The 21035-nt window shown below is 63.7% G+C and carries 17 protein-coding genes; 6 read left to right on the top strand and 11 right to left on the bottom strand.

Annotation, left to right across the window (positions count from 1 at the left end; genetic code table 11):
- Nucleotides 1–187: 187 nt before the first annotated feature.
- Both BM300_RS22000 and BM300_RS22005 read left to right on the top strand, forming a co-directional pair.
- Nucleotides 188–1291 (top strand): DUF3182 family protein, encoded by a 1104-nt coding sequence (locus tag BM300_RS22000; RefSeq protein WP_092463989.1) that lies wholly within the window; start codon nucleotides 188–190, stop codon nucleotides 1289–1291.
- Nucleotides 1281–2039 carry an alpha/beta hydrolase family protein gene (locus BM300_RS22005; protein ID WP_092463992.1) on the top strand — a complete coding sequence of 253 codons (759 nt, stop codon included), beginning with the start codon at nucleotides 1281–1283 and terminating at the stop codon, nucleotides 2037–2039. The genes BM300_RS22000 and BM300_RS22005 overlap by 11 nt, the downstream gene beginning before the upstream one ends.
- 134 nt (nucleotides 2040–2173) lie before the next feature.
- Here BM300_RS22005 and BM300_RS22015 read toward each other — a convergent pair whose 3' ends face one another.
- Genes BM300_RS22015 through BM300_RS22030 form a run of 4 tightly spaced genes read right to left on the bottom strand, consistent with a single transcriptional unit; the run spans nucleotide 2174 to nucleotide 6198 of the window.
- On the bottom strand, nucleotides 2174–3184 hold the full coding sequence (locus tag BM300_RS22015; protein ID WP_092463999.1) for a lysylphosphatidylglycerol synthase domain-containing protein: 1011 nt from the start codon (nucleotides 3182–3184) through the stop codon (nucleotides 2174–2176).
- Nucleotides 3171–4469, bottom strand: a complete 1299-nt coding sequence (clsB, locus tag BM300_RS22020) for a cardiolipin synthase ClsB (RefSeq protein ID WP_092464002.1) — start codon at nucleotides 4467–4469, stop codon at nucleotides 3171–3173. Before clsB ends, BM300_RS22015 begins: the two co-directional genes overlap by 14 nt.
- A complete protein-coding gene (locus BM300_RS22025) occupies nucleotides 4466–5275 on the bottom strand; it encodes an endonuclease/exonuclease/phosphatase family protein (protein ID WP_092464005.1) in 810 nt (269 codons plus the stop codon). Before BM300_RS22025 ends, clsB begins: the two co-directional genes overlap by 4 nt.
- Nucleotides 5272–6198: a DUF72 domain-containing protein gene (locus tag BM300_RS22030; RefSeq protein WP_072346380.1), complete on the bottom strand. Its 927-nt coding sequence runs from the start codon at nucleotides 6196–6198 to the stop codon at nucleotides 5272–5274. Before BM300_RS22030 ends, BM300_RS22025 begins: the two co-directional genes overlap by 4 nt.
- 259 nt (nucleotides 6199–6457) lie before the next feature.
- Between BM300_RS22030 and BM300_RS22035 the strand changes: the two genes are divergently transcribed.
- On the top strand, nucleotides 6458–8530 hold the full coding sequence (locus BM300_RS22035) for a mechanosensitive ion channel family protein (protein ID WP_092464008.1): 2073 nt from the start codon (nucleotides 6458–6460) through the stop codon (nucleotides 8528–8530).
- 155 nt (nucleotides 8531–8685) lie between these two features.
- On the opposite strand, the gene BM300_RS22040 is transcribed toward BM300_RS22035, so the two are convergent.
- Nucleotides 8686–12999 carry a DEAD/DEAH box helicase gene (locus BM300_RS22040; RefSeq protein ID WP_092464011.1) on the bottom strand — a complete coding sequence of 1438 codons (4314 nt, stop codon included), beginning with the start codon at nucleotides 12997–12999 and terminating at the stop codon, nucleotides 8686–8688.
- Nucleotides 13000–13328: 329 nt separating this feature from the next.
- Between BM300_RS22040 and BM300_RS22045 the strand changes: the two genes are divergently transcribed.
- Both BM300_RS22045 and BM300_RS22050 read left to right on the top strand, forming a co-directional pair.
- Entirely contained in the window at nucleotides 13329–14213 is an 885-nt protein-coding gene (locus BM300_RS22045) for a sugar nucleotide-binding protein (protein ID WP_053188636.1), read from the top strand.
- On the top strand, nucleotides 14206–15135 hold the full coding sequence (locus tag BM300_RS22050; RefSeq protein ID WP_063324158.1) for an NAD-dependent epimerase/dehydratase family protein: 930 nt from the start codon (nucleotides 14206–14208) through the stop codon (nucleotides 15133–15135). The genes BM300_RS22045 and BM300_RS22050 overlap by 8 nt, the downstream gene beginning before the upstream one ends.
- A 182-nt stretch (nucleotides 15136–15317) precedes the next feature.
- Here the strand turns inward: BM300_RS22050 and BM300_RS22055 are convergent, their stop codons facing one another.
- The 5 genes from BM300_RS22055 to BM300_RS22080 all read right to left on the bottom strand — a co-directional run bounded on the left by BM300_RS22055 (nucleotide 15318) and on the right by BM300_RS22080 (nucleotide 19499).
- A complete protein-coding gene (locus BM300_RS22055; protein ID WP_092464013.1) occupies nucleotides 15318–16016 on the bottom strand; it encodes an OmpW/AlkL family protein in 699 nt (232 codons plus the stop codon).
- 260 nt (nucleotides 16017–16276) lie between these two features.
- Entirely contained in the window at nucleotides 16277–16795 is a 519-nt protein-coding gene (locus BM300_RS22060; RefSeq protein ID WP_013694320.1) for a DUF3299 domain-containing protein, read from the bottom strand.
- Nucleotides 16796–16806: 11 nt separating this feature from the next.
- On the bottom strand, nucleotides 16807–18072 hold the full coding sequence (locus BM300_RS22065; protein ID WP_072346368.1) for an ABC transporter permease: 1266 nt from the start codon (nucleotides 18070–18072) through the stop codon (nucleotides 16807–16809).
- A gap of 1 nt (nucleotide 18073) precedes the next feature.
- Nucleotides 18074–18784 (bottom strand): ABC transporter ATP-binding protein, encoded by a 711-nt coding sequence (locus BM300_RS22070; protein ID WP_092464016.1) that lies wholly within the window; start codon nucleotides 18782–18784, stop codon nucleotides 18074–18076.
- Nucleotides 18785–18920: 136 nt separating this feature from the next.
- Nucleotides 18921–19499, bottom strand: coding sequence for a DUF2796 domain-containing protein (locus BM300_RS22080; protein WP_063324162.1), 579 nt, complete (start codon nucleotides 19497–19499; stop codon nucleotides 18921–18923).
- A gap of 120 nt (nucleotides 19500–19619) precedes the next feature.
- Between BM300_RS22080 and BM300_RS22085 the strand changes: the two genes are divergently transcribed.
- Entirely contained in the window at nucleotides 19620–20012 is a 393-nt protein-coding gene (locus BM300_RS22085; protein ID WP_092225535.1) for a hypothetical protein, read from the top strand.
- Nucleotides 20013–20040: 28 nt separating this feature from the next.
- Here BM300_RS22085 and trxA read toward each other — a convergent pair whose 3' ends face one another.
- Nucleotides 20041–20913, bottom strand: a complete 873-nt coding sequence (gene trxA / locus BM300_RS22090; RefSeq protein ID WP_092464019.1) for a thioredoxin — start codon at nucleotides 20911–20913, stop codon at nucleotides 20041–20043.
- Between the last annotated feature and the right edge of the window lie 122 nt (nucleotides 20914–21035).

Here is a 21035-nt window from a genome sequence, read left to right on the forward strand (position 1 = left end):
ATCGTGCAATTTGCGGGATGCCTATCATGGGTCGTGCAGAATGAAACAGGCCCGATGCTATCAACTGCGCACTAGACGCCCGTTTGGCTGAGCCATCCCTGCCGATGCCACCGTTGGCCTGATCTCTGCACCTTTCCTGATTCACAGGCATATCCAAAGCCATCGAACGCAGGAAAAAGGGCAACGCATGACACCAGTCAATCGCAACAAGCGGGTAGTGGCCTATTCGGTCAATCCACAAGCGCCGCGCCATGAGGTCGAGACCAATCGTGCACTGGCCCGGTGGCTGGCACAGATCCTGGGATGGGAGTACGACGACAGTCATGACCCTCGGGCCGGTCATGATCTTTATCTGTTGCCCACGCAAACCCTGATCGGCACCGAAACCTTGATGCGCCTGGGGGTCAAGGGGCCGGAGGATGTGTGGGGTGGGTATGTCGAGCATGATTTTATCTGCACCAAGGCGATTACCCACGGTCTGTTGAATAAGGATGCCGTGGCGCCCAAAGGCTGGTCGCCGCTGTTTGCCAAGCTCACGCGAGGCGCGGTACTCGATGGCGTGACGGTCTTTTCGCTCAAGGATGCGCGCCCGGCCGCCGAGCACTTGCTGTACACCGGGCCGATTCGCCTCAAGCCGATCCATGCCTGTGCCGGGCGCGGGCAACGGCTGATCAAGAGCCTGGCGCAGTTCGATGAAATTGTCGCCGGGCCGGACGCCCAGGCGCTGTTTCGCGATGGGGTGGCGCTGGAACAGCACCTCAACGAGGTCAAGACCCAGAGCGTCGGCCAGAGCTTCATCAACGGCAAGGTCCTGAGTTATTGCGGTGTGCAACACCTGACCCACGACAGCGAGGGGGTGGAGGTGTACGGCGGGTCGGGCCTGCTGATAGTACAGGGCGGTTATATCGAGTTGCTCAGGCTCGAACTGCCCGACGATGTGCGCGAGGCGGTGCGCCTGGCGCAGGTGTTCGATGACGCCGCCAATCAGGCCTACCCGAGCTTTTTTGCATCGCGGCGCAATTACGACATCGCCCAGGGCCTGGATGCCGCCGGCCAGCCCCGTGGCGGTGTGTTGGAACAGTCATGGCGCATGGGCGGCGCCAGCAGCGCCGAACTGGCGGCGTTGCAGGTGTTCGTCGAAGCGCCGCAAACCAGCGCGGTGCGGGTGTCCTCGGTGGAGACCTACACCGAGCAACCGCTGCCGCCCGGCGCGAGGGAGGTCTATCGCGGCGAGGCGCACAACGGTGACTTCCTTCTCAAATACGTAACGGTTCAATCCTATGACGGCTAGAAGTGAAACCATTCAGATCGAGATTGACGATGAACGCATGAACGGGACATTCCTGAGTCCCAAGTCGAAGGTTCCTGGCGTGTTGTTCGTGCACGGCTGGGGCGGTAGCCAGGAGCGGGACCTGGAACGGGCCAAAGGCATCGCCGGCCTGGGTTGCGTGTGCCTGACCTTCGACTTGCGTGGGCACACCGGCGGAGCGGGGATCCCGTTGTCGCGGGTCACCCGCGAGGACAACCTGCGAGACCTGTTGGCGGCCTACGACCGCTTGCTCGCGCACCCGGCCTTGGATACCTCGGCGATTGCCGTGGTGGGCACCAGTTATGGTGGCTACCTGGCTTCGATTCTGACTTCGTTGCGTCCGGTACGCTGGCTGGCCCTGCGGGTGCCAGCGCTGTACCGCGACGAGCAATGGCACACCCCCAAGCGCGACCTGGACAAGACCGACCTGCTGGATTACCGCAGCACGCTGGTGCACGCCGGAACCAATCGCGCCTTGCATGCGTGTTCGCAGTTCACCGGCGATGTGTTGCTGGTGGAGTCCGAGACCGATGCCTACGTGCCCCATGCCACCATCATGAGCTACCGGGCGGCGTGCCAGCAGACCCACTCGCTGACTCACCGGATCATCGACGGTGCCGATCATGCCTTGAGCGACCCCGTGTCACAGCAGGCCTACACCTCGATCCTGGTGGACTGGATCACGGAAATGGTGGTGGGAGAGCGCTTGAGCATCATCCATGAACGCTGATCGTGCGGTGTTGGGGGCCCATCGCGAGCAGGCTCGCTCCCACAGGGGATGTGTAGCGATCGAGATAAGTGTGTTCACAACCGATCCAATGTGGGAGCGAGCTTGCTCGCGATGAGGCCAGGCCAGGCAACCCATCACTTGACCCCAGGCTTGACCCGCAACGCCTTGGCCTTCGCCTCGATCACCAGGTACATCACCACGGTAATCAGCAACGGCAGGATGAAATAGATCGCCCGGTAGGCGATCAATCCCGCCAGCAGGCTGCCCCGCGACACTTCATGTTGCAGCAGCGCAACGAACACCGCTTCCAACACCCCAAGCCCCGCCGGAATGTGGGTGATGACCCCCGCAATGCTGCTGATCAGCAACACCCCGAGCACCACTGGATAATCCAGTTTGCCGGGCAGCAACGTGAAGATCACCGCCGCCATCAACGACCAGTTCAGCGCGCCCAACGCCAGTTGCAGCACCGCCATGCGCAGCGACGGCAGATTGATTTCCATGCCGCGAATCGTCCAGGCCCGGCGCTTGGAAAACCGGCAGGCCACCAGGTAACCGGCACTCACCAGCAGCAACAGCGCGCCGACGCCTTGCAACGCATCGCTGCTGAGTTTCCAGCCCGGCGGCATGGTCACCAGGCCGCTGCTGAACACCACCCCGGCCAAGGTCATGTAGCCGAACCAGTTGGTGGCCAGGCTCAGGCCGAGAATTTTGGCGATGTTCCCGCTGCTGACCCCCAGTCGCGAATACAGGCGATAGCGCATGGCGATACCACCGACCCAGGCGCTGAGGTTGAGGTTGAACGCGTAACTGATCACCCCCACCGGCAAGATCTGCCGCCAACCCAGTTTCTGGCGGATGTAGGTGCGACCGATCAGGTCGAAGCAGGCATAGGTGATGAAACTGGTGACGGTCAGCGCGGCGGCAATGATCAAGGTGCGCACCTTGAAGTCTGCCAGGGTGGCGAACACTTCCGACCAATCGATGCGTCGGGCCAAGGTGGTGAACAGCACGATCAACAGCAGGAAAAACGCCAGGGTCAGCGGTCTTTTCCAGCGGCTCCAGCGGCTCCAGCGGGATTTGGGCTTGGACTGTTCCGGCGCATGGGCATCTCTCGGCGCGGCGTGCGCTTCAGAGTGGTTCATGGGGTTCGCTCCGGACCGCCGTCGGCGGTGAAAATGGTTTCAGACGCGGTTTATGGGCCGGCAGCCAGCCGGCCCAGGCCGGGAAATGGCGCAAAAAGTGGAACACCATGAAACCGATGGTCATACGCCACAACAGGCCCCGGGGGGCGTGGTCCTCGGGCATGGCGGTGCAATGGTTGCGGCTCAGATAGTCGAGGCGCTCGAACAACTCGCGATTGAACGCCCGGTCGCGGATCAGCACATTGGCTTCCAGATTCAGGGACAGGCTCAGCGGGTCGAGGTTGCTCGAACCCACCGTGCTCCAATCCTCATCCACCAGGGCGACCTTGCCGTGCAGCGGTCGCTCGCAATATTCGTAGATCACCACGCCGGCCTTGAGCAGGTAGCTGTAGAGCATGCGCGCGGCGAGCTTGGCGATCAGCATGTCCGGCTGGCCTTGCAGGATCAGCCGTACTTCCACGCCCCGCCGTGCCGCGTTGCGGATCTCGCGCAGCAACCGGTAGCCAGGGAAGAAGTAGGCATTGGCGATCACCACCCGCCGCTGGGCGCTGCGCAGCACTTGCAGGTAAACCTCTTCAATGTCGGTCTGGTGTTCGTGATTATCCCGGTAGACCAGGCGCACCTGGCCGTCGTGGTCGTTGATGGCCAATTCGTTGCGCCGACTGCGACGCCGTTGCCACCAGTATTTGGCCCGGGCAGGCCGTCCGCTCTGCAACAGCGCGAAGTGATGGATATCCACCACCGCCGGGCCTTTGATTTCCACGGAGTAATCCTGCTTGGCCTCGGGTCCGAAATCGCCCAGGTGGTCGGCGGAAAAATTGATCCCGCCGATAAACGCAATCACCCCGTCCACCACCACGATCTTGCGGTGCAGGCGACGGAACCAGTTGGTGCGGATGCCCAGGCGCCGTGGGGCAGGATCGAACATTTGCAGGCGCACGCCAGCGTCGCTCAACGAGGCGAGGAATTCGGTGGTCAGCTCTCCGCAGCCGAAGCCATCGAGGCTGACGGTGATGCGCACTCCCCGCGCGGCAGCTTCGACCAACAGGTCCCGCAGTTCATAACCGACCTTGTCCTCGAACAGGATGAAAGTCTCCAGGAGGATTTCTGCCTCGGCCCGGCGAATGGCTTCGAAGACCCTGGGGAAATACTCTTCGCCGTTTTCCAACAGCTTGACGCGATTGTTGCCGTGCCAGCCGTATTCGATATCCGTCAGCGCCGGGTTGCGTTCGGTGGGTGGCACCTCGACCTGCTCAACCGTCGCCTTGTTCATTGTCGCGCTCATAATTCGATCTCCACCGACAGCGGTGCGTGGTCGGAGAGGTGCGACCAGGGTCGTACGCTCAACACCTTGGGATGACGGGCCTTGAGGTTGCGCACGTAGATGCGGTCCAGGCGCAGGACCGGCAGGCGCGCCGGAAAGCTGCGGGCCGGTTTGCCCCACTGTTCGGCGAACACTTCCCGCAGGCCGCAGGGTTCGAGCAGTTCACTGGCCTTGCCGCGCCAGTCGTTGAAGTCACCCGCGACGATCACTGGCGCGTCGGGCGGCAGTTCGCTCAAGCGCTGGCAAAGCAGCTTGAGTTGCTCGACACGATGACCTTCGCGCAGCCCCAGGTGCACGCAAATGGCGTGCACTTGCTGTCCATCGCCCGGCAGGCGCAGCACGCTGTGGAGCATGCCGCGGTTCTCATGGCCGCTGATGGACACGTCCAGGTTGTCGTGGCGGATGATCTGGAATTTCGACAGCAGCGCGTTGCCGTGGTCGCCCGCCGGATACACCGCGTTGCGCCCGTAGGCGAACTGCGGCCAGAGGCTGTCGGCCAGGAACTCGTATTGCGGCATGCTCGGCCAGTTGCTATAGCGCTGGGGGTGGTGTTCGTGGGTGCCGTGGACTTCCTGCAAGAACACCACATCGGCGGACACGCTGCGCACCGCTTCGCGCAGTTCCGGCAGGATGAAGCGCCGGTTCAGGGCGGTGAAGCCCTTGTGGGTGTTGACCGTCAGCACGGTGAAACGGCTAACCGGGTCGAGAACCTGGGCCTGTTGCTGGGTCGGCTCGTGGGTCGTTTCGCTGGTTTCCGGGCGGTTCATGGCAACACCCCTTCGGCCGGGCGCTCGCCGGGCGCGGTGGCGAGGTCCTTGTCCAGATGGAAGTGCTCCAGCAAGTGGCGTGCGTCATAGGGCGCGCGGACTTTGATGTCGTTGTCGAAATAGCAGAACACTTCCCTGCTTTTACGGGCCCGGGGTTTCTTGTCGGGGTCGATCAACTGGGCGTCGGTGGGTTGCTTGCCGTGGCTCCAGGCCTCGATCCGCGCGCCCCAGCGCTTCAACGCCTCGTCGGTGTAGCCGCTGGCGTACAGCTGCTCGGCGCCGTGCAGGCGCAGGTAGACGAAATCGCTGGTGACGTCTTCACGATAGGGCCATTTGCCGGCCGTGTCGGCGATCACCAGGGCCACGTCGTAGCGCTTGAGCAGCGTGACGAAGTGCGGGTCGATAAAGCTCTCATGGCGGATTTCCACGGCGTGGCGCAGTGGGCGCTTTTTATCAGTGGTGGTGCTGGCGTGGCCGTCCAGGCGCGGCTCGTGCTCGCGGGCCAGGGCGGCGGCACCTTCGGTGTCGTGGGGCAGTTGCTTGAGGAAGTCTTCGAACAGCTCGGGGTCAAATTTGAAGCTGGGCGGAAACTGCCAGAGGATCGCGCCCAGCTTCTCCTTGAGCTCCAGCACGCCGGAGGCGAAGAAATTGGCCAACGGCTTGCGGATGTCCCGCAGGCGCTTGATATGGGTGATGAAACGCGGGGCCTTGACGCTGAACACGAAGCCGGGCGGTGTCTCGGCGTACCACTGGGCATACCGTTCGGGGCGTTGCAGGGCGTAGAACGATCCATTGATTTCGATGCTATTGACCGCTCGCGAGGCGAATTGCAGTTCCCGTTTCTGGGCCAGCCCCTTGGGGTAGAAATCCCCCCGCCAGGGCGTGTAGCGCCAACCGGAAATGCCAATGTGGATCGCCGTCATGTATCCCTCCCGTGCCAATGACCTCGTGCAGCCTGTGTCTTTTGATGACTGTTGCGCGGCCTGGAAAGTTTCGATGGGATGCCCGGCGGCAGTGAAGCTGTGGCGAGGGATGCGCAGTAAGTCCCAAAAACAGGGCCGCTGCGCGCCCCAGCGGGAGCAAGCTCCCTCGCCACAAGGTTTTGTATTGGCCTTGCGAGCGAACTTGCCGGCGCAATATTGATCAGTTCCTTACCGATCCCGTGTGAAGGAGCCTCGCGTCTTGTCTCGATTGAGCACTGTATTGCTGCTGTTCTTGCTGGCGCTGACCGGTACCAGCGCCTACGGCACCGCCGCTGTCCCTGGCACCTCCAAGCCCGATGAACCGCCCGCCGAACCTGCGCCGCTGGTGCAGGGCGGTTTATTGGGGGCCATCAGTTCGAGCATTGACGATGTCCAGGACAAACTCGATCTCAACCAAAGCCTGGTGGATGCCTGGCGCCTGCGGGCGGACCGGGCGGCGGATGAGATGGACCGGCTGGTAGACCAGACGTCCCGTTCGTCCTGGCGCGTGGCGGGGGATTTCCTGTTGTTGTCGAGCGTCTGGATCGGCGCTTTTGCACTGATCTGGTCGGGCGCGCGGCTGCTGCTGCGCCATCTGGGCCGGCGCCGCTGGTTGCGCACCCGCCAGCGCCTGCGCGACCTGCTCGGTTATCTGCTGCCGTACACCGCTGCGGCGTTGATCTGCCTGCCGCTGACCCTGTACGTCAGCCACTTCCTGCAGGTGTCGGTCGGTCGCGCCCTGGCGCTGTGCTTCGCCTACGCCACCAGCAGCGGCATTTTCTCCACCTCGGTGTTGCTGTGCGTGATCGTGATGTTCAACGCGGGTCACAAACGCCGGGCGGTGGCGATGATCCGGCGCTTCAGCCCCCGGCCATTGTTCATGATCGGTTTTCTCGCCGCCCTCAGCGATGCCCTGACCAGCCCACAGATCGCCCGGCAACTGGGCGGCAACATCACCAGCAGCATCGCAGTGTTCACCGGCTTGTTTGCCTCGGTGATCTTTGGCTGGCTGGTGATTCGCATGCGCAGGCCCGTGGCGCACCTGATCCGCAACCGCCCGCTGGCCCAGCGCTTGAAGCAACCGGCCTTGCAGGAGTCGCTGCGGATTTTCTCCGGGCTCTGGTATTGGCCGATCCTGTTGATGGTGCTGGTGTCGGCGGTGAGCCTGATCGGTGTCGGCGAGGACAACCAGAAAGCCCTGCGTTGTGCGCTGTTCACCACCATCCTGCTGATCGCCACGGTGTTCCTCAGCACGGTGTTCCAACACGTCTTCAAGTCGCCCAAGGCCGAGGCCATCCAGCGCAACAGCGCCTACAAGGGCCGCCTGTTGAGCCTGCTGCACGCGTTGCTGCGCATCGTCATGGCGGTGGTATTCATCGAAGTCCTCGGACGGATCTGGGGCATTTCCCTGTTCGAGTTCGCCTCGCGCAATGCCATAGGCCGGGCGATCAGCGATTCCTTGAGCCGCATCGGCCTGATCTTCCTGATGACCTGGCTCACGTGGGTGGTGCTCGACACGGCGATCCAGGAAGCCCTGAAACCGCCGTTGAACAAGCGCGGGGCCCGTCAGCCCAGTACCCGGGTCAAGACCATCCTGCCGCTGTTGCGCAACGCGGCGAAAATCATCCTGGTGGTGATTTGCGCGATCACCACCATGGCCAACCTGGGCATCAACGTCGCGCCGTTGCTGGCCGGTGCCGGGGTGGTGGGGCTGGCGATCGGCTTCGGTTCCCAGCAACTGGTGCAGGACGTCATCACTGGGCTGTTCATCATTATCGAAGACACGCTGTCCATCGGCGACTGGGTTGTGCTCAGCTCTGGCCACGCCGGCACCGTCGAAGGCCTGACCATCCGCACCCTGCGCCTGCGCGACGGCAAGGGCTTCGTGCATTCGGTGCCGTTCGGCCAGATCAAGGCGGTGACAAACCAGTCCCGGCAATTTGCCTTTGCTTTCTTCTCTGTGCAGTTCACCTATGACACCGACGTGGACCAGGCCATCGAGCTGATTCGCGAGGCCGGGCGTTCGATCGCCGAAGACCCGTTCCTCAAGTTCAACCTGCAAGGGCCGTTGGATGTGTTTGGCGTGGACAAGATGGACCTCAACGGCGTGGTGCTCACGGCGCAGTTCCGCACCGTGTCGGGTGGGCAATATGCGGTGAGCCGGGCGTTCAACCAGCAGTTGAAGAAGCTTGTGGATAACCACCCGGCGGTGCACTTTGCGCAGACTTATCCACAGCAGGTGATGTTGCCCAAGCGGTTCGTGGAGGAGCCGAAAGAATCGGGGGAGTCGTGAGCTAATCGGTAACCCTGTGGCGAGGGAGCTTGCTCCCGCTCGGCTGCGAAGCAGTCGTCGCTTTGGGCGGATATTGCCGCGCACGGATGTATTGTTTGGGCCTGCTACGCAGCCCAGCGGGAGCAAGCTCCCTCGCCACAGGTGTGATGTGTAGGCTAATGGTGTTGGATCAGCTTATTCCTGATCTCAGCCATCCCATGAGCATCCAACTCCATCCAAAGATGCTGCTTGCCAGCAATCTGCGCCGCCACCGGCAAACCATCGCGATACACCAGCCGATTGCCCGCCAGCGCCGGCACTTTCGCCCCCGGCAGCAGGGTGCCGGCCAGGTTCAGCGGGTCGACGCCGCACACCGCCACCAGGCTGCCGTCGGTGGGGCGGCGGCGCACTTCGCGCAGCAGCGGGATGGCTTCGGGCAGGGCGAATTGTTCGCCTGCCAGGCCGCTGACGAACCGCCCGCCACGAATCTCGCCCCGCGCCTCCAGGCGATGAAAGGTACGCAGCAGCTCGCGCCAGCTCGGCAACCAATCCGCCTCCCGCTCCAGCAAGCGCCAGAACACCACGCCGTAGCGGCGCAGCAGGGTCATGGCGATGTGTTCCAGGGTCTCGGGCGGTGTCGGCGCCGGGCGGTTACCTTCCACCGGTGCGGGTTGGCTACGGCGCAGCAAGGCCCAGCGCCCGGCGTCGTCCATGCCGCCGACAAACGCCCCGCGCCCGCGCCGACTGCTGCGGGCCTGGCGTTTGCTGGCGGGGGTGATCAGCGCGCGCAAGCCGGCGAAGCTGTCGGCATTCACCAACCCGGCACCCACCAGTTCCTGCAAGGCGATTTCCAGTTCGCTGCGCAGCAGATGGGCCTCGTGGGCCAGTTCGTCGAAAAACAGCGCGCCGTGTTCGGCGAGGGCCTGATGGACTTTTTGTGTCTTGGGCGACAGCTCATCAAGGGCCGTTTGCCCGGCCAGGCTGCTCCACAGCGCCACCTGGCTGCGCGGCAGCAATACCACCGGCGTGCTGCGCAGGGCGCTGGCGGAAGGCTTCTGGTGCGCACTCAGGCGCGTCCATACCCACTTGCCACTGCGGCACAACTCATCGAGCCAACTGGGCGAATAGTCTTTGATCCGCGCCGGCAGCAGGTCGCTGTCCCAGGCTGACGCCGCGGCCGGGAAACCTTCGAACTGGCCGAGGATCGATGGCAGCACGGCAGTGCCCCGGCCCTGGGTGGATGACGACAGGTGCTGCCAGTCGAACAAAAAGCGCATGAAGTCCTGCAACATCACCGGCTCGATTTCCCGGCGCAGGCGCTTGACCGTGTAGCGATGAATCCGCGCCAGCAAATGCCGCTCGCACCATTCCTCCTGGCCGGTGCCCGGCGTGAACCGCCCACGCAGCACATAGCCTTGCTGCTCGAGCTGCGCCAGGGCCTGGGTGACCTGCGGTGTCAACAACCCCAGCGGGTAGGCAATGGCCTTCAACGGCAGCGGGCCAAAGGCGCTGAGTCGGGCGCGGAGCACTTCCACCAGGGCCTCGTCGCCGTCCCAGGCTTCATCGAAACCGGCCAAGGGCGTCAGCGCTGGTTGCCATTGGGCCTGTGGATAAACCGCTTGCAGACACGTCAGCCGTTCCAGCGCCACCCACAAGCCGCGTTCGGCGCTGATCTGCACATGGCTGGCGCGTCCGCCCTCGGCCAGCGTCTGCAACCAATCCAGCCACGGCGCGTGGGCGTTGGCTTCGCTGTCGGCGATGCAGGCCAGGCTCATCAAGGCTTCGTGCATCTCATCAAGATTGGTCGGCGTCGGCCAGGCTTCATCCCGGACCGACTGGATGGCTTCGGCGTCCAGGGCGCCGAGGTCGTCGGTGGCCTGTGGATCGCTCCAGCGCCGGTTGATCACCGCCTGGGTGCGCCGTTCTTCCAGCGGCGCGTCGTCGAGAAAGGTGTAGGGCCGGGCGCTGAGGATTTCCGCCGCCAGCGGCGAGGGCGCCGGCAGGTCGCGGCTGATCAGGCGAATCTGGCCGGCTTCCATGCGCCGCAACAGCGTCAGCCAACCTTCGCTGTCCATGGCTTCGTGCAGGCAATCGTCGAGGGTCTGTTCCACCAGCGGATGGTCGGGGATTTCCCGCTCGCCGGCGAGGTTTTCCAGGCAGGCGATCTGGTCCGGAAACACGCTGGCAATCAGGTCCTCGCTTTTCATCCGCTGGATCTGCGGGGCGACTTTGCGCCCGCCGGCGTAGCGCGGCAAGGCCAGGGCCACGCCAGCGTTCCAGCGCCAGCGCACGCCGAACAGCGGCGCATCCAGCACCGCCTGGACCAGGATCTGCTCGGCGCTGTGGCTGTTGAGGTAGCGCCACACTTCGTCCAGTTCGAAGCTGTGGCTGGTGGACAGCGAGAGCACGATGGCGTCTTCACTGGCGGCGGCCTGCAATTCGAAGTTGAAGGTGCGGCAGAAGCGCTTGCGCAAGGCCAGGCCCCAGGCGCGGTTGATACGGCTGCCGAAGGGCGTGTGGATGATCAGTTGCGTGCCGCCGGACTCGTCGAAAAAACGCTCCATCAGCAGCGTGTCCTGGGACGGCAGGGCGCCGAAGGCCAGGCGCGCCGGGGCCAGGTAATCCACCAGTTGTTCGGCGCTGGCCAGGTTCAGTTGCAGGGTGCCGGTCAGCCAATCCAGGGCCGGTTGCAGATGGCCCGGCGTGGCGCCGAGCAGTTGATCGAGCTGGGCTTGCAGGCGCGCCACGGCCAGGGACAATTCGGCGCTGCGTCCCGGCGCTTCGCCGAGCCAGAACGGGATGGTCGGCGGTTGGCCCTGGGCGTCCTCGACCCGCACGCGGCCAGTTTCGACGCGAATGATGCGGTAAGAGGTATTGCCCAACTGGAACACATCGCCGGCAATGCTCTCCACCGCGAAGTCTTCGTTGACGCTGCCGATGTTCAGCCCTTGGGGTTCGAGCAGCACGCTGTAGTCGGCATTGTCTGGAATGGTGCCGCCGCTGGTCACGGCGGTCAGCTTGCTGCCCCGGCGCCCGCGCAGGGTCCGGGTCACGGCATCGCGGTGCAGGTAGGCGCTGCGCACGCCCTGGCGGCCATTGAGGCCTTCGGCGAGCATCTGCAACAGCGCCTGGTAATGCCCTTCGTCCAGCTCGGCGTAGGGCGAGGCGCGGCGGAAGGTCTCCAGCAGCGCCTGCTCCGGCCATTCCCGGCAACTGACCTCGGCGACAATCTGCTGGGCCAGCACATCCAGTGGCGCCTTGGGAATGTGCAGGATGTCGAGTTCGCCACGGCGCACGCAGTCGAGCAGGGCGGCGCATTCGATCAAGTCGTCGCGGGTGGTGGCGAACAGGCGGCCCTTGGGCGTGCCACCGACCTGGTGACCGGAACGACCGACCCGTTGCAGGAACGCCGAGATCGAACGGGGCGAGGCGATCTGGCAGACCAGGTCGACATCGCCGATATCAATGCCCAGCTCCAGGGACGCGGTGGCGATCAGCACCTTCAGTTCGCCGCGCTTGAGGCGTTGTTCGGCGTCGAGGCGAAACTCCTTGGCCAGGCTGCCGTGATGGGCCGCCACGGCGTCCTTGCCCAGGCGCTCGCTCAGATGACGGCTCAGGCGCTCGGCCAGGCGCCGGGTGTTGACGAACACCAGGGTGGTGCGGTGTTCCCGGGCCAGCTCGGCGAGGCGGTTGTAGACCAGTTCCCACACGTCATTGGCCATCACCGCCGACAGCGGTACTGGCGGCACCTCTATGTCCAGGTCCCGGGGGCGGGCGTGGCCGATGTCGACGATTTCGCAGCTACGTCCCTCACCGACGAGAAAACGCGACACCGCTTCGATGGGCTTTTGCGTGGCGGACAGGCCGATGCGCATCAACGGTTCGGCGCACAGGGCTTGCAGGCGTTCCAGGCTCAAGGCCAGGTGGCTGCCGCGCTTGCTGGCGGCGATGGCGTGGATTTCGTCGACGATCACCGTGCGGGTGCTGGCGAGCATCTGCCGGCCGGAATCGGAACCGAGCAGCACGTAGAGCGATTCGGGGGTGGTCACCAGGATGTGCGGCGCGGTCTTGCGCATCGCCGAGCGTTCTTTCTGCGGCGTGTCGCCGGTACGCACAGCGGTGGTGATGTGCAGGGGGGGCAGGTCCATCCGCCGCAGCTGTTCGGTGATGCCGGCCAGCGGATTTTGCAGGTTGATCTGGATATCGTTGCTCAAGGCCTTGAGCGGCGAGACGTAGACCACCAGCGTTTGGTCCGGCAGGCCGCCCTGTTCCAGGCCGCGATGCACCAGGTCATCGAGCACGGCGAGAAAAGCCGTCAAGGTCTTGCCCGAGCCGGTAGGCGCCGCCACCAGGGTCGAACGACGCTGGCCGATCAACGGCCACGCTTGGGCCTGGGCGGCCGTGACCGCCGGGAATGTCTGGCTGAACCAGGCGCGAACGGCGGGGTGAAAGCCTGCCATGGCGTGGTCGGCTGCAAGGGGCAGATTCATAGGATCAGTGTATGCGGGCGAGGTGGGGAGGATGCAAGTACTGATACTGTGCCTGTGGCGAGGGGATTCATCCCCGCTGGGCTGCGAAGCAGCCCCAAACAAGCAAATGGGATAGATCTGACCCACCCAGGTGGCAATTAAAGGGGCTGCTGCGCAGCCCAGCGGGGATGAATCCCCTCGCCACAAGTCAGCTACCAGCCTTGTAAGATGCGATCCACACTTTACGGATGACGGTTGCGCACTAAACCCGCAAAATGCAACGATTCCGACAACGCCTGCGGGCGTGGTCGACCAAATTCTTGTGCCAATAGACTGGGCCTGCTGACTTTATGCGAATGCGCCTTATGTTACTGGGCGGCGGAAATGCCCTTGGGCAGGCGCTGATTCGCCTCGGTGCAGAAGAAGACATCGGTTTTCTTGCCCCCCGCCCGCCCGAAGACGGTTGGGATGCCGCGAGCCTGACGCAACTGCTCGACGACACCCGTCCGGACGCCTTGATCAACCTGGCGTACTACTTCGACTGGTTCCAGGCCGAGGCCGTCAGCGAGCAGCGCCTGGCCAGCCAGGAGCGCGCCGTCGAGCGCCTGGCCGAGCTGTGCCAGCATCACAACATCGTCTTGCTGCAACCGTCGAGCTATCGCGTGTTCGATGGCTCCCGCGCCACGGCCTACAGCGAGAAAGACGAGCCCGTGCCCCTGGGCGTGCGCGGCCAGGCGCTGTGGCGGATCGAGCAAAGCGTGCGCGCCACTTGCCCGCAACACGTGCTGCTGCGGTTCGGCTGGCTGCTGGACGACAGTGCCGATGGCATCCTCGGACGTTTCCTGGCCCGGGCCGAACAGCCCGAGGAGTTGCTGCTGGCCGACGACCGCCGCGGTAATCCGACGCCGGTGGACGATGCGGCACGGGTGATCATCTCGGTGCTCAAGCAACTCGATTGCGCGGCGCCGCTGTGGGGCACTTATCATTACGCCGGGCACGAGGCGACTACACCGCTGGCGCTGGGCCAGGCGATCCTCACCGAAGCCCGTGCCCTGCATCCGCTGGCCATCGAGTCGCCCACCCCCCAGGCCCACGCCGCACGGCCGGACGCCGCGGAAGAACCGCAGCACGCGGTGCTGGCCTGCAAGAAAATTCTGCACACTTTCGGGATCAAGCCCCGCGCCTGGCGCGCGGCACTCCCGGGCTTACTGGATAGGTTTTATCGCCATGGCTGAAGGCCCTGTTTTAATCACCGGCGGCGCGGGTTTCATTGGCTCGCACCTGACCGACGCTTTGCTTGCCAAGGGACATTCGGTACGCATTCTCGATGACCTGTCCACCGGCAAGCGCAGCAACCTGCCACTGGACAACCCCGCTGTCGAACTGATCGAAGGCGACGTCGCCGATGCCGCGCTGGTGGCGCGGGTCATGGCCGGTTGCAGCGCCGTCGCGCACCTGGCGGCGGTGGCTTCGGTGCAAGCTTCGGTGGACGATCCGGTGCGCACGCACCAGAGCAACTTCATCGGCACCCTGAATGTCTGCGAGGCCATGCGTCAGTCCGGTGTGAAGCGAGTGCTGTTCGCCTCCAGCGCAGCGGTCTACGGCAACAACGGCGAAGGCGAGTCCATCGACGAAGAGACCCCCAAGGCGCCGCTCACGCCGTATGCCTCGGACAAACTGGCCAGCGAGTTCTACTTCGACTTCTATCGCCGCCAGCACGATCTGGAGCCGGTGGTGTTCCGCTTCTTCAACATCTACGGCCCGCGCCAGGATCCGTCCTCGCCGTATTCCGGGGTCATCAGCATCTTCAGCGAACGGGCACAGAAAGGCCTGCCGATTACCGTGTTCGGTGATGGCGAGCAGACCCGGGATTTTGTCTACGTCGAAGACTTGGTGGACTTGCTGGTGCAGGCCATCGAGAAGCCAGAGGTGGAAGTGGGGGCAGTGAACGTCGGCTGGAACCAGGCCACGACCCTCAAGCAGATGCTCCAGGCCCTGGCCGCCGTGGTGGGTGATCTGCCGCCGATCAGCTACGGCCCGGCGCGCTCCGGCGACATCCGCCATTCCCGGGCCGACAATCGCCGGCTGGGGCAGCGCTTCAGCTTTCCCCAGCAAACGCCGCTGAGTGTGGGGCTGGCGCGGCTGTTGGGCCGCTGAACGAAAAAGGCGCCTTTCGAGGCGCCTTTTTCATGAACTTGCTGGAGTGAACACTGTGGCGAGGGAGCTTGCTCCCGCTGGGCTGCGAAGCAGACCCAAAGTATTTGCGACCGCTTCGCGCTCGAGCGGGAGCAAGCTCCCTCGCCACAGGATGTGTTGTCAGCTGTTCATTGCGTTGCCATTTAGAACTTGTAACCCAACCCCACCATGTAGATCCATGGGTCCACGTCGACATTCACCTTGGCCCGGGTACCGCCGGCCACGGCGTTGTTGTCCACATAGGCGGTGGTGTCGATGTCGATGTAGCGAATCTGGCCGTTGATCATGATGTTGTCAGTCAGCATGTAGTCAGCGCCCACTTGCCACGCCATGCCCCAGCTGTTGCTTGCGCGAAAGTTGCTGAAACCGTTGGCGCTGGCTGTGCTGCCGACGTGTTCGTCGTAGATCCAGGTGTAGTTGATGCCGGCGCCGACATAAGGCTGGAACGCCGACTTGGCGTCGAGCGGGTAGTAGACCAGGCTCAGGGTCGGCGGCAGGTGCTTGAGGCTGCCAAGCTTGTTGTTGGCCGCGCCCAGGGCGGTGCCTTTGATTTTCACGTCGTGCTCGAACGGCGAGGCCGCCAGCAGTTCGATCCCCAGGTTGTTGGTGATCATGTAGGCGAAGTTCAAGCCCAACTGCGTGTCGCTGCTCATGGTCGCCTTGCCGCCCAGGTCGGCGCCGGCCAGCGGGCCACGGTCGACCTTGACGCTGGAGCTGTCGGCTTCCGGATTGACGGTGATGGCACCGGCGCGAACGATAATATCGCCGGCTGTGTGGGCCTGGGCGAGTGGGGCGGCGAGCGCGAGGGCGGCGAGGGAAGCGCAGAGCAAGGACTTGTTCATGAGGGCTCCAGAGGGCATCGAAATTTGATGTCTCATGGTACGAAGCCGTCTGGTCCGGTCTTTTGACCCAGCTCAATGAGTCAGGGGGTGTTTAATTGACTCAGCTCAATAAAAGCGCTGATGAGAAAATTCGAGGGAACCATCGCGAGCAAGCTCGCTCCCACATCATTCGACCGCATGCTTTCTGAAGAAACACGATCAACTGTGGGAGCAAGCTTGCTCGCGATAGCTATCTGACTGACCGCACATCACGACCGGATTCACTCCGGCAGCTCATACACATAAATCTTCTCGGCCTCCATCTGATACCCGGCATCGGCCAGTTCACTGGTGGACGGCTTGACCTGCATCGGCCCTTCGACCCAGTACGGTTGATACAACTCGTCGAGCTTGACCCCGACTTCACTTTTCACATGCACGATCTGGTTGGACGGCGGTGGCGGTACGTGGATACAGGCGCCGAAATACGGCACCAGCAAAAAGTCGGTGGTGCGACCTTCCTCGCTGACTTCCAGCGGCACGATATAGCCCGGCAAACGAATCTGCTGGCCATCGAGGGCCTTGACCACCGGGGCGTTGGGCAAGTCCTGCTTGGCCGCAGGGGCGGACTCGGCGGCCAGGGCGTCGCTCATCTTCGACAAGTCGTGCAGCGGGGTCATGTTCGGCACTTCTGGCGGGGCGTCCGGCGGGATCATTTCCGACCAGGCCAGGTCCCTCGGCTCGGCCGCCCACAGCGGCAGGGCGACCATCATCAACAGCGCAAGCAGGGCGCGGGGCATTTTCAAGGTCCTCATAGACGGATCGACAGGCCGTCGGCCAACGATTGGCGATAGGCGCGCCAGGCCGGCACGCTGCCCATCAGCAGGGCGGCGACCAGGATGCCAGCCAGCAGCGTCCATTCATATTCACTCGGCCAGCCCAGCGGCAAGTACAAGCCGTAGGCCGATTGCACGTAACCCTGGGCGGCAGCGATGCCGATGTACAGCAAGGCCAGCCCGGCGATGACCCCGGCCAGCGCCAGGGCGAAGGCTTCGAGCACCAGCAGCGTTGCGATGTGCCACGGCCGCGCACCCACCGAGCGCAGGATCGCCATTTCCCGGCGCCGCTCGTTGAGGCTGGTGAGGATCGCCGTAAGCATGCCGATCAAGCCCGTCAGCACCACGAACAGCGAAATCACGAACAAGGCTTTTTCCGCCGTGCCCATCAAGCTCCACAACTCCTGCAGCGCCACGCCGGGCAGGATCGCCAGCAAGGGTTCGCCGCGGAACTCGTTGATCTCGCGCTGCAAGGCAAAGGTGGAGATCTTGTTGTTGAGGCCGAGCATGAACGCGGTGATCGCTTGGGGCGTGAGGTCCATGTTGCGGGCCTGGTCGGCGCTGATGCGGCCATTGCCCTGGGCCGGCACGCCGTTCTTCCAGTCGATGTGGATCGCCTCCATGCCGCCGAGGCTGATGTGCAGCGTGCGGTCCACCGGGGTGCCGGTGCGCTTGAGAATCCCGACCACGGTGAAGGGCTTGTCGTCGTGCTTGACCAGGCTGATCGCCGCCACGCCGTGGGCCAACACCAGTTTGTCGCCGAGCTTGTAGTGCAGCGCCTCGGCCACTTCGGCACCGAGCACCACTTCGAACGGATCGGTTGCGAAAGCCCGGCCGTCGGCCAGTTCCAAGTGCTGCTGGCGGCCGTACTGGTAATGCTCGAAGTAGGCCTCGGTGGTGCCCATCACCCGATAACCACGGTGGGAATCGCCCAGGGACATGGGGATCGCCCACTTCACTTTCGGGTTACTGGCGAAGTGTTCGAAGCTGTCCCAGCGGATGTTGTTGGTGGCGTTGCCGATGCGAAACACCGAATACAACAGCAGGTTCACGGAGCCGGAGCGGGCGCCGACGATCAGGTCGGTGCCACTGATGGTGCTGGCGAAACTGGCTCGCGCCTCGGTACGTACCCGCTCCACTGCCAGCAACAAACAAACAGAAAGGGCGATGGCAAACGCGGTGAGGATCGCGGTGAAGCGGCGGTTCGCCAGGCTGGCCATGGCTAGACGGAACAAATACATCTCAAACCTCGAGTGGCGTGGCGGCGCGATTGAGATCGGCCAGCGACAGGTTGCGGTCGAACAGCGGCGCCAGGCTCTGGTCGTGGCTGACGAACAACAGGCTCGAGCCGGCCTCGCGGCATTCGGCGAACAGCAGTCGCAGGAAGTTTTCCCGGGCGTCGTAGTCCAGGGCCGAAGTCGGCTCGTCGGCGATCACCAGCTCCGGCTGGCCGATCAGGGCCCGGGCGGCGGCGACCCGTTGCTGTTGGCCGATGGACAGCGAGTCGGCGCGCCGCCCCAACAGGTTCGGATCGGTCAAGCCCAGGTGGGCCAGCAGCGTGGCGGCGGCTTGATCGACGCTGCCGTGGCGCTGGACCGCCCGTTGCGCACGCAGCTTGGAAAAGTGACAGGGCAGCTCGACGTTTTCGCGCACCGAGAGAAACGGCAGCAGGTTGAACTGCTGGAAGATATAGCCGGTGTGGTCGACGCGAAAGCGGTCGCGACTGCCGGCGCCCAGTTCGCTGAGTTCCTGGCCAAGCAGGCGGATGCTGCCGCGGTCCGGTGTCTGCACCCCGCCCAGCAGCCCCAGCAAGGTGGTCTTGCCGCTGCCGCTCGGGCCCTTGAGAAACAGCGTCTCACCAGCCTCCAGGCGGAACGCCGGGATATCCAGCAACGGCGGATGCCCGGGCCAACTGAAGCCCAGGTCGGAGAGTTCGATGAGTGCTTGGGTCATATGAAACCGGTCAAATTAAAGATCAACTCCTGTGGGAGCGAGCTTGCTCGCGATAGCGGTTTGTCAGGCAGCATCTGTGTTGGATGTGCCGGCCTCATCGCGAGCAAGCTCGCTCCCACATGGGCTTTCGGTGTACTTAGAATTTCAGGCTGGCCGCCTTGGCCGTCACTTCCACGCCTTGCTGGCCGCTCGGGCTGATCAGTTGTACCTGAATTTTCTGGGTGGCCGGGAAGGTTTTGAACAGGGTCGCCAGGTCCAGGTTCTTCAGTGCACCCGGGGCGGCGCAGGTGAATTGGTAGTGGGCATGAATCTCACTGTGCTCGCCGTGGTGCTCGTCGCCGTCTTCATCATGGTCTTCGTGGTCCGGTTCATCGCCGAACAATGGGCTTTCCAGTTCCTGTTGGGCCACGGTGCATTTGGCGGCGGCTGGCAGGTTGAACAACGCCAATGGTTTGTCCAACTGCGCGCGTACGGCGGCGACCTTGGCCTTGTCGGCATCGCTGGTGGCGGCATGTTCGAAGCCCACCAGGTTCATCGCCGGGCTTTCCAGTTCCAGCTCCAGGGTCTGGCCGTCCAGGGCGGCGTTCAACCGGCCCACACCGTGTTCATGGGCACCCAGGCTGCCGTGCTCGTGGTCATGATCATGCTCGACCGCCCCATGAGCGACGGCCAATGGCAGCAGGGCGAACGGCAAAGCGAGAAGCAGACGACGCATGACGAGTCTCCGATAAGGTTATGTAATCTTATAACGAAAGTGCGGAGAGTTTGACCGTCTGCTTGGCGTCGCGCAAGGGCCATGGGAGCATGCGAACATGAAATATTCAGGAGCACGGTGATGTTGCGGATACGCGGAACCGTCGGCGATTGGCCGGTGGACTTGTCGATCGAAATGGATGAGAGCGACTGGGCGCAGCTCGGCGCGCAATTGCAAGTGGCCAAGTGCGAGGGTGTCGCGGCCCCGGCGACCAAACCGGTGGCCAATCCGGTGAGTCAGGACGATGCCCAGTGGCAGATCGCCAAGGAACTGCTGCGCAAGGCCGGGCAATTGAGCGGCCCGGACCTGCTGGAGCAACTCGAAGGCCTGACCGGCAGCGCCTCGGCGGGCAAGCGCCTGTTGGTGCGCTTGCGCCACTGTGCCGAGGTCAAGGTACTGAGCGGCGCCGATACGCCGCTCTACAGTTGGGTGGGAGAAGAAGCGGCAAGCTACAAGCCGCAAGCTTCAAGCTGAAGCAATCTTGCAGCTTGCCGCTGCCCCCCTAATACAACGCCGCGAACAGCTTGCGACGATAGTTCGTCACCAGCGGATGATCGTTGCCCAGCAGTTCGAACACTTGCAGCAAGGTCTTGTGGGGCAAGCCTTCGCTGTAGCTGCGGTTACGCATGAACAGCTTGAGCAGTGCATCAAGGGCCGCTTCGTACTGCTGGCGCGCCAGTTGCTGGATCGCCAGTTGGTACACCGCTTCATCGTCCTGCGGGTCTTTTGCCAGTCGGGCCTTGAGGTCGGCGGCGTCCGGCAGGTGCTTGGCCAGGCCGAGGAACTGGATTTGCGCCTTGGCGCCCGCGAGCGCGGCTTTGTGCTCGTCGCTTTTTACCGCATCGAGCACGGTCTGCGCTTCGTCCAGCTCGCCGCGTTCAGTCAGGCAACGGGCGTACAGGATCAGCGCCTTGGCGTTGGTGTTGTCTTCACCCAGCAACACCGTGAGCAGGGCTTCAGCGTCGGCGAAACGACCGTCGTCGAACAGCGCCTGGGCTTGTTCGAACGGGGCGGCGGCGGCTGGCGGTGGCATCTGCACGTGGGGTTCGAGCATCGCCCGCACCGCCGATTCCGGCTGGGCCCCGGCAAAGCCATCGACCGGCTGGCCATCCTTGAACAGCACCACGGTGGGCAGGCTGCGGATGCCGAAGCGGGCGACGATGTCTTGCTCGATGTCGCAGTTGACCTTGGCCAGCAGCAGTTCGCCCTGATAGCTCTCGGCAATGGTTTGCAGCATCGGCATCAGGGCCTTGCACGGCGCACACCACTCGGCCCAGAAATCCACCAGCACCGGTTTGTGGAAAGAGTTCGCGATCACCGACTGGTCGAAATCGGCGGTGGTGGCGTCGAAGATGTAGGGCGTTTCCTGAGTCATGGGCAATCTCGTAGAGCGCTTGAATGGGGCAACTATACGGCTTGGTGGGGGGTGGCTGAAAGCGGGGTGGTCTTTCGCCCTGTGGTGTCTGACAGGACGCCTTCGCGGGCAAGCCCGCTCCC

It is taken from the genome of Pseudomonas sp. NFACC46-3, from assembly GCF_900114515.1.
GTDB classification, from domain to species: domain Bacteria; phylum Pseudomonadota; class Gammaproteobacteria; order Pseudomonadales; family Pseudomonadaceae; genus Aquipseudomonas; species Aquipseudomonas fluorescens_Q.

What these genes read in the sequence shown, in the direction of transcription:
- BM300_RS22000 (WP_092463989.1), top strand. Translation starts at nt 188, where the DNA reads ATGACACCAGTCAATCGCAACAAGCGGGTAGTGGCCTATTCGGTCAAT.
- BM300_RS22005 (WP_092463992.1), top strand. Translation starts at nt 1,281, where the DNA reads ATGACGGCTAGAAGTGAAACCATTCAGATCGAGATTGACGATGAACGC.
- BM300_RS22015 (WP_092463999.1), bottom strand. Translation starts at nt 3,184, where the DNA reads ATGAACCACTCTGAAGCGCACGCCGCGCCGAGAGATGCCCATGCGCCG.
- clsB (WP_092464002.1), bottom strand. Translation starts at nt 4,469, where the DNA reads ATGAGCGCGACAATGAACAAGGCGACGGTTGAGCAGGTCGAGGTGCCA.
- BM300_RS22025 (WP_092464005.1), bottom strand. Translation starts at nt 5,275, where the DNA reads ATGAACCGCCCGGAAACCAGCGAAACGACCCACGAGCCGACCCAGCAA.
- BM300_RS22030 (WP_072346380.1), bottom strand. Translation starts at nt 6,198, where the DNA reads ATGACGGCGATCCACATTGGCATTTCCGGTTGGCGCTACACGCCCTGG.
- BM300_RS22040 (WP_092464011.1), bottom strand. Translation starts at nt 12,999, where the DNA reads ATGAATCTGCCCCTTGCAGCCGACCACGCCATGGCAGGCTTTCACCCC.
- BM300_RS22045 (WP_053188636.1), top strand. Translation starts at nt 13,329, where the DNA reads ATGCGAATGCGCCTTATGTTACTGGGCGGCGGAAATGCCCTTGGGCAG.
- BM300_RS22050 (WP_063324158.1), top strand. Translation starts at nt 14,206, where the DNA reads ATGGCTGAAGGCCCTGTTTTAATCACCGGCGGCGCGGGTTTCATTGGC.
- BM300_RS22055 (WP_092464013.1), bottom strand. Translation starts at nt 16,016, where the DNA reads ATGAACAAGTCCTTGCTCTGCGCTTCCCTCGCCGCCCTCGCGCTCGCC.
- BM300_RS22060 (WP_013694320.1), bottom strand. Translation starts at nt 16,795, where the DNA reads ATGCCCCGCGCCCTGCTTGCGCTGTTGATGATGGTCGCCCTGCCGCTG.
- BM300_RS22065 (WP_072346368.1), bottom strand. Translation starts at nt 18,072, where the DNA reads ATGTATTTGTTCCGTCTAGCCATGGCCAGCCTGGCGAACCGCCGCTTC.
- BM300_RS22070 (WP_092464016.1), bottom strand. Translation starts at nt 18,784, where the DNA reads ATGACCCAAGCACTCATCGAACTCTCCGACCTGGGCTTCAGTTGGCCC.
- BM300_RS22080 (WP_063324162.1), bottom strand. Translation starts at nt 19,499, where the DNA reads ATGCGTCGTCTGCTTCTCGCTTTGCCGTTCGCCCTGCTGCCATTGGCC.
- BM300_RS22085 (WP_092225535.1), top strand. Translation starts at nt 19,620, where the DNA reads ATGTTGCGGATACGCGGAACCGTCGGCGATTGGCCGGTGGACTTGTCG.
- trxA (WP_092464019.1), bottom strand. Translation starts at nt 20,913, where the DNA reads ATGACTCAGGAAACGCCCTACATCTTCGACGCCACCACCGCCGATTTC.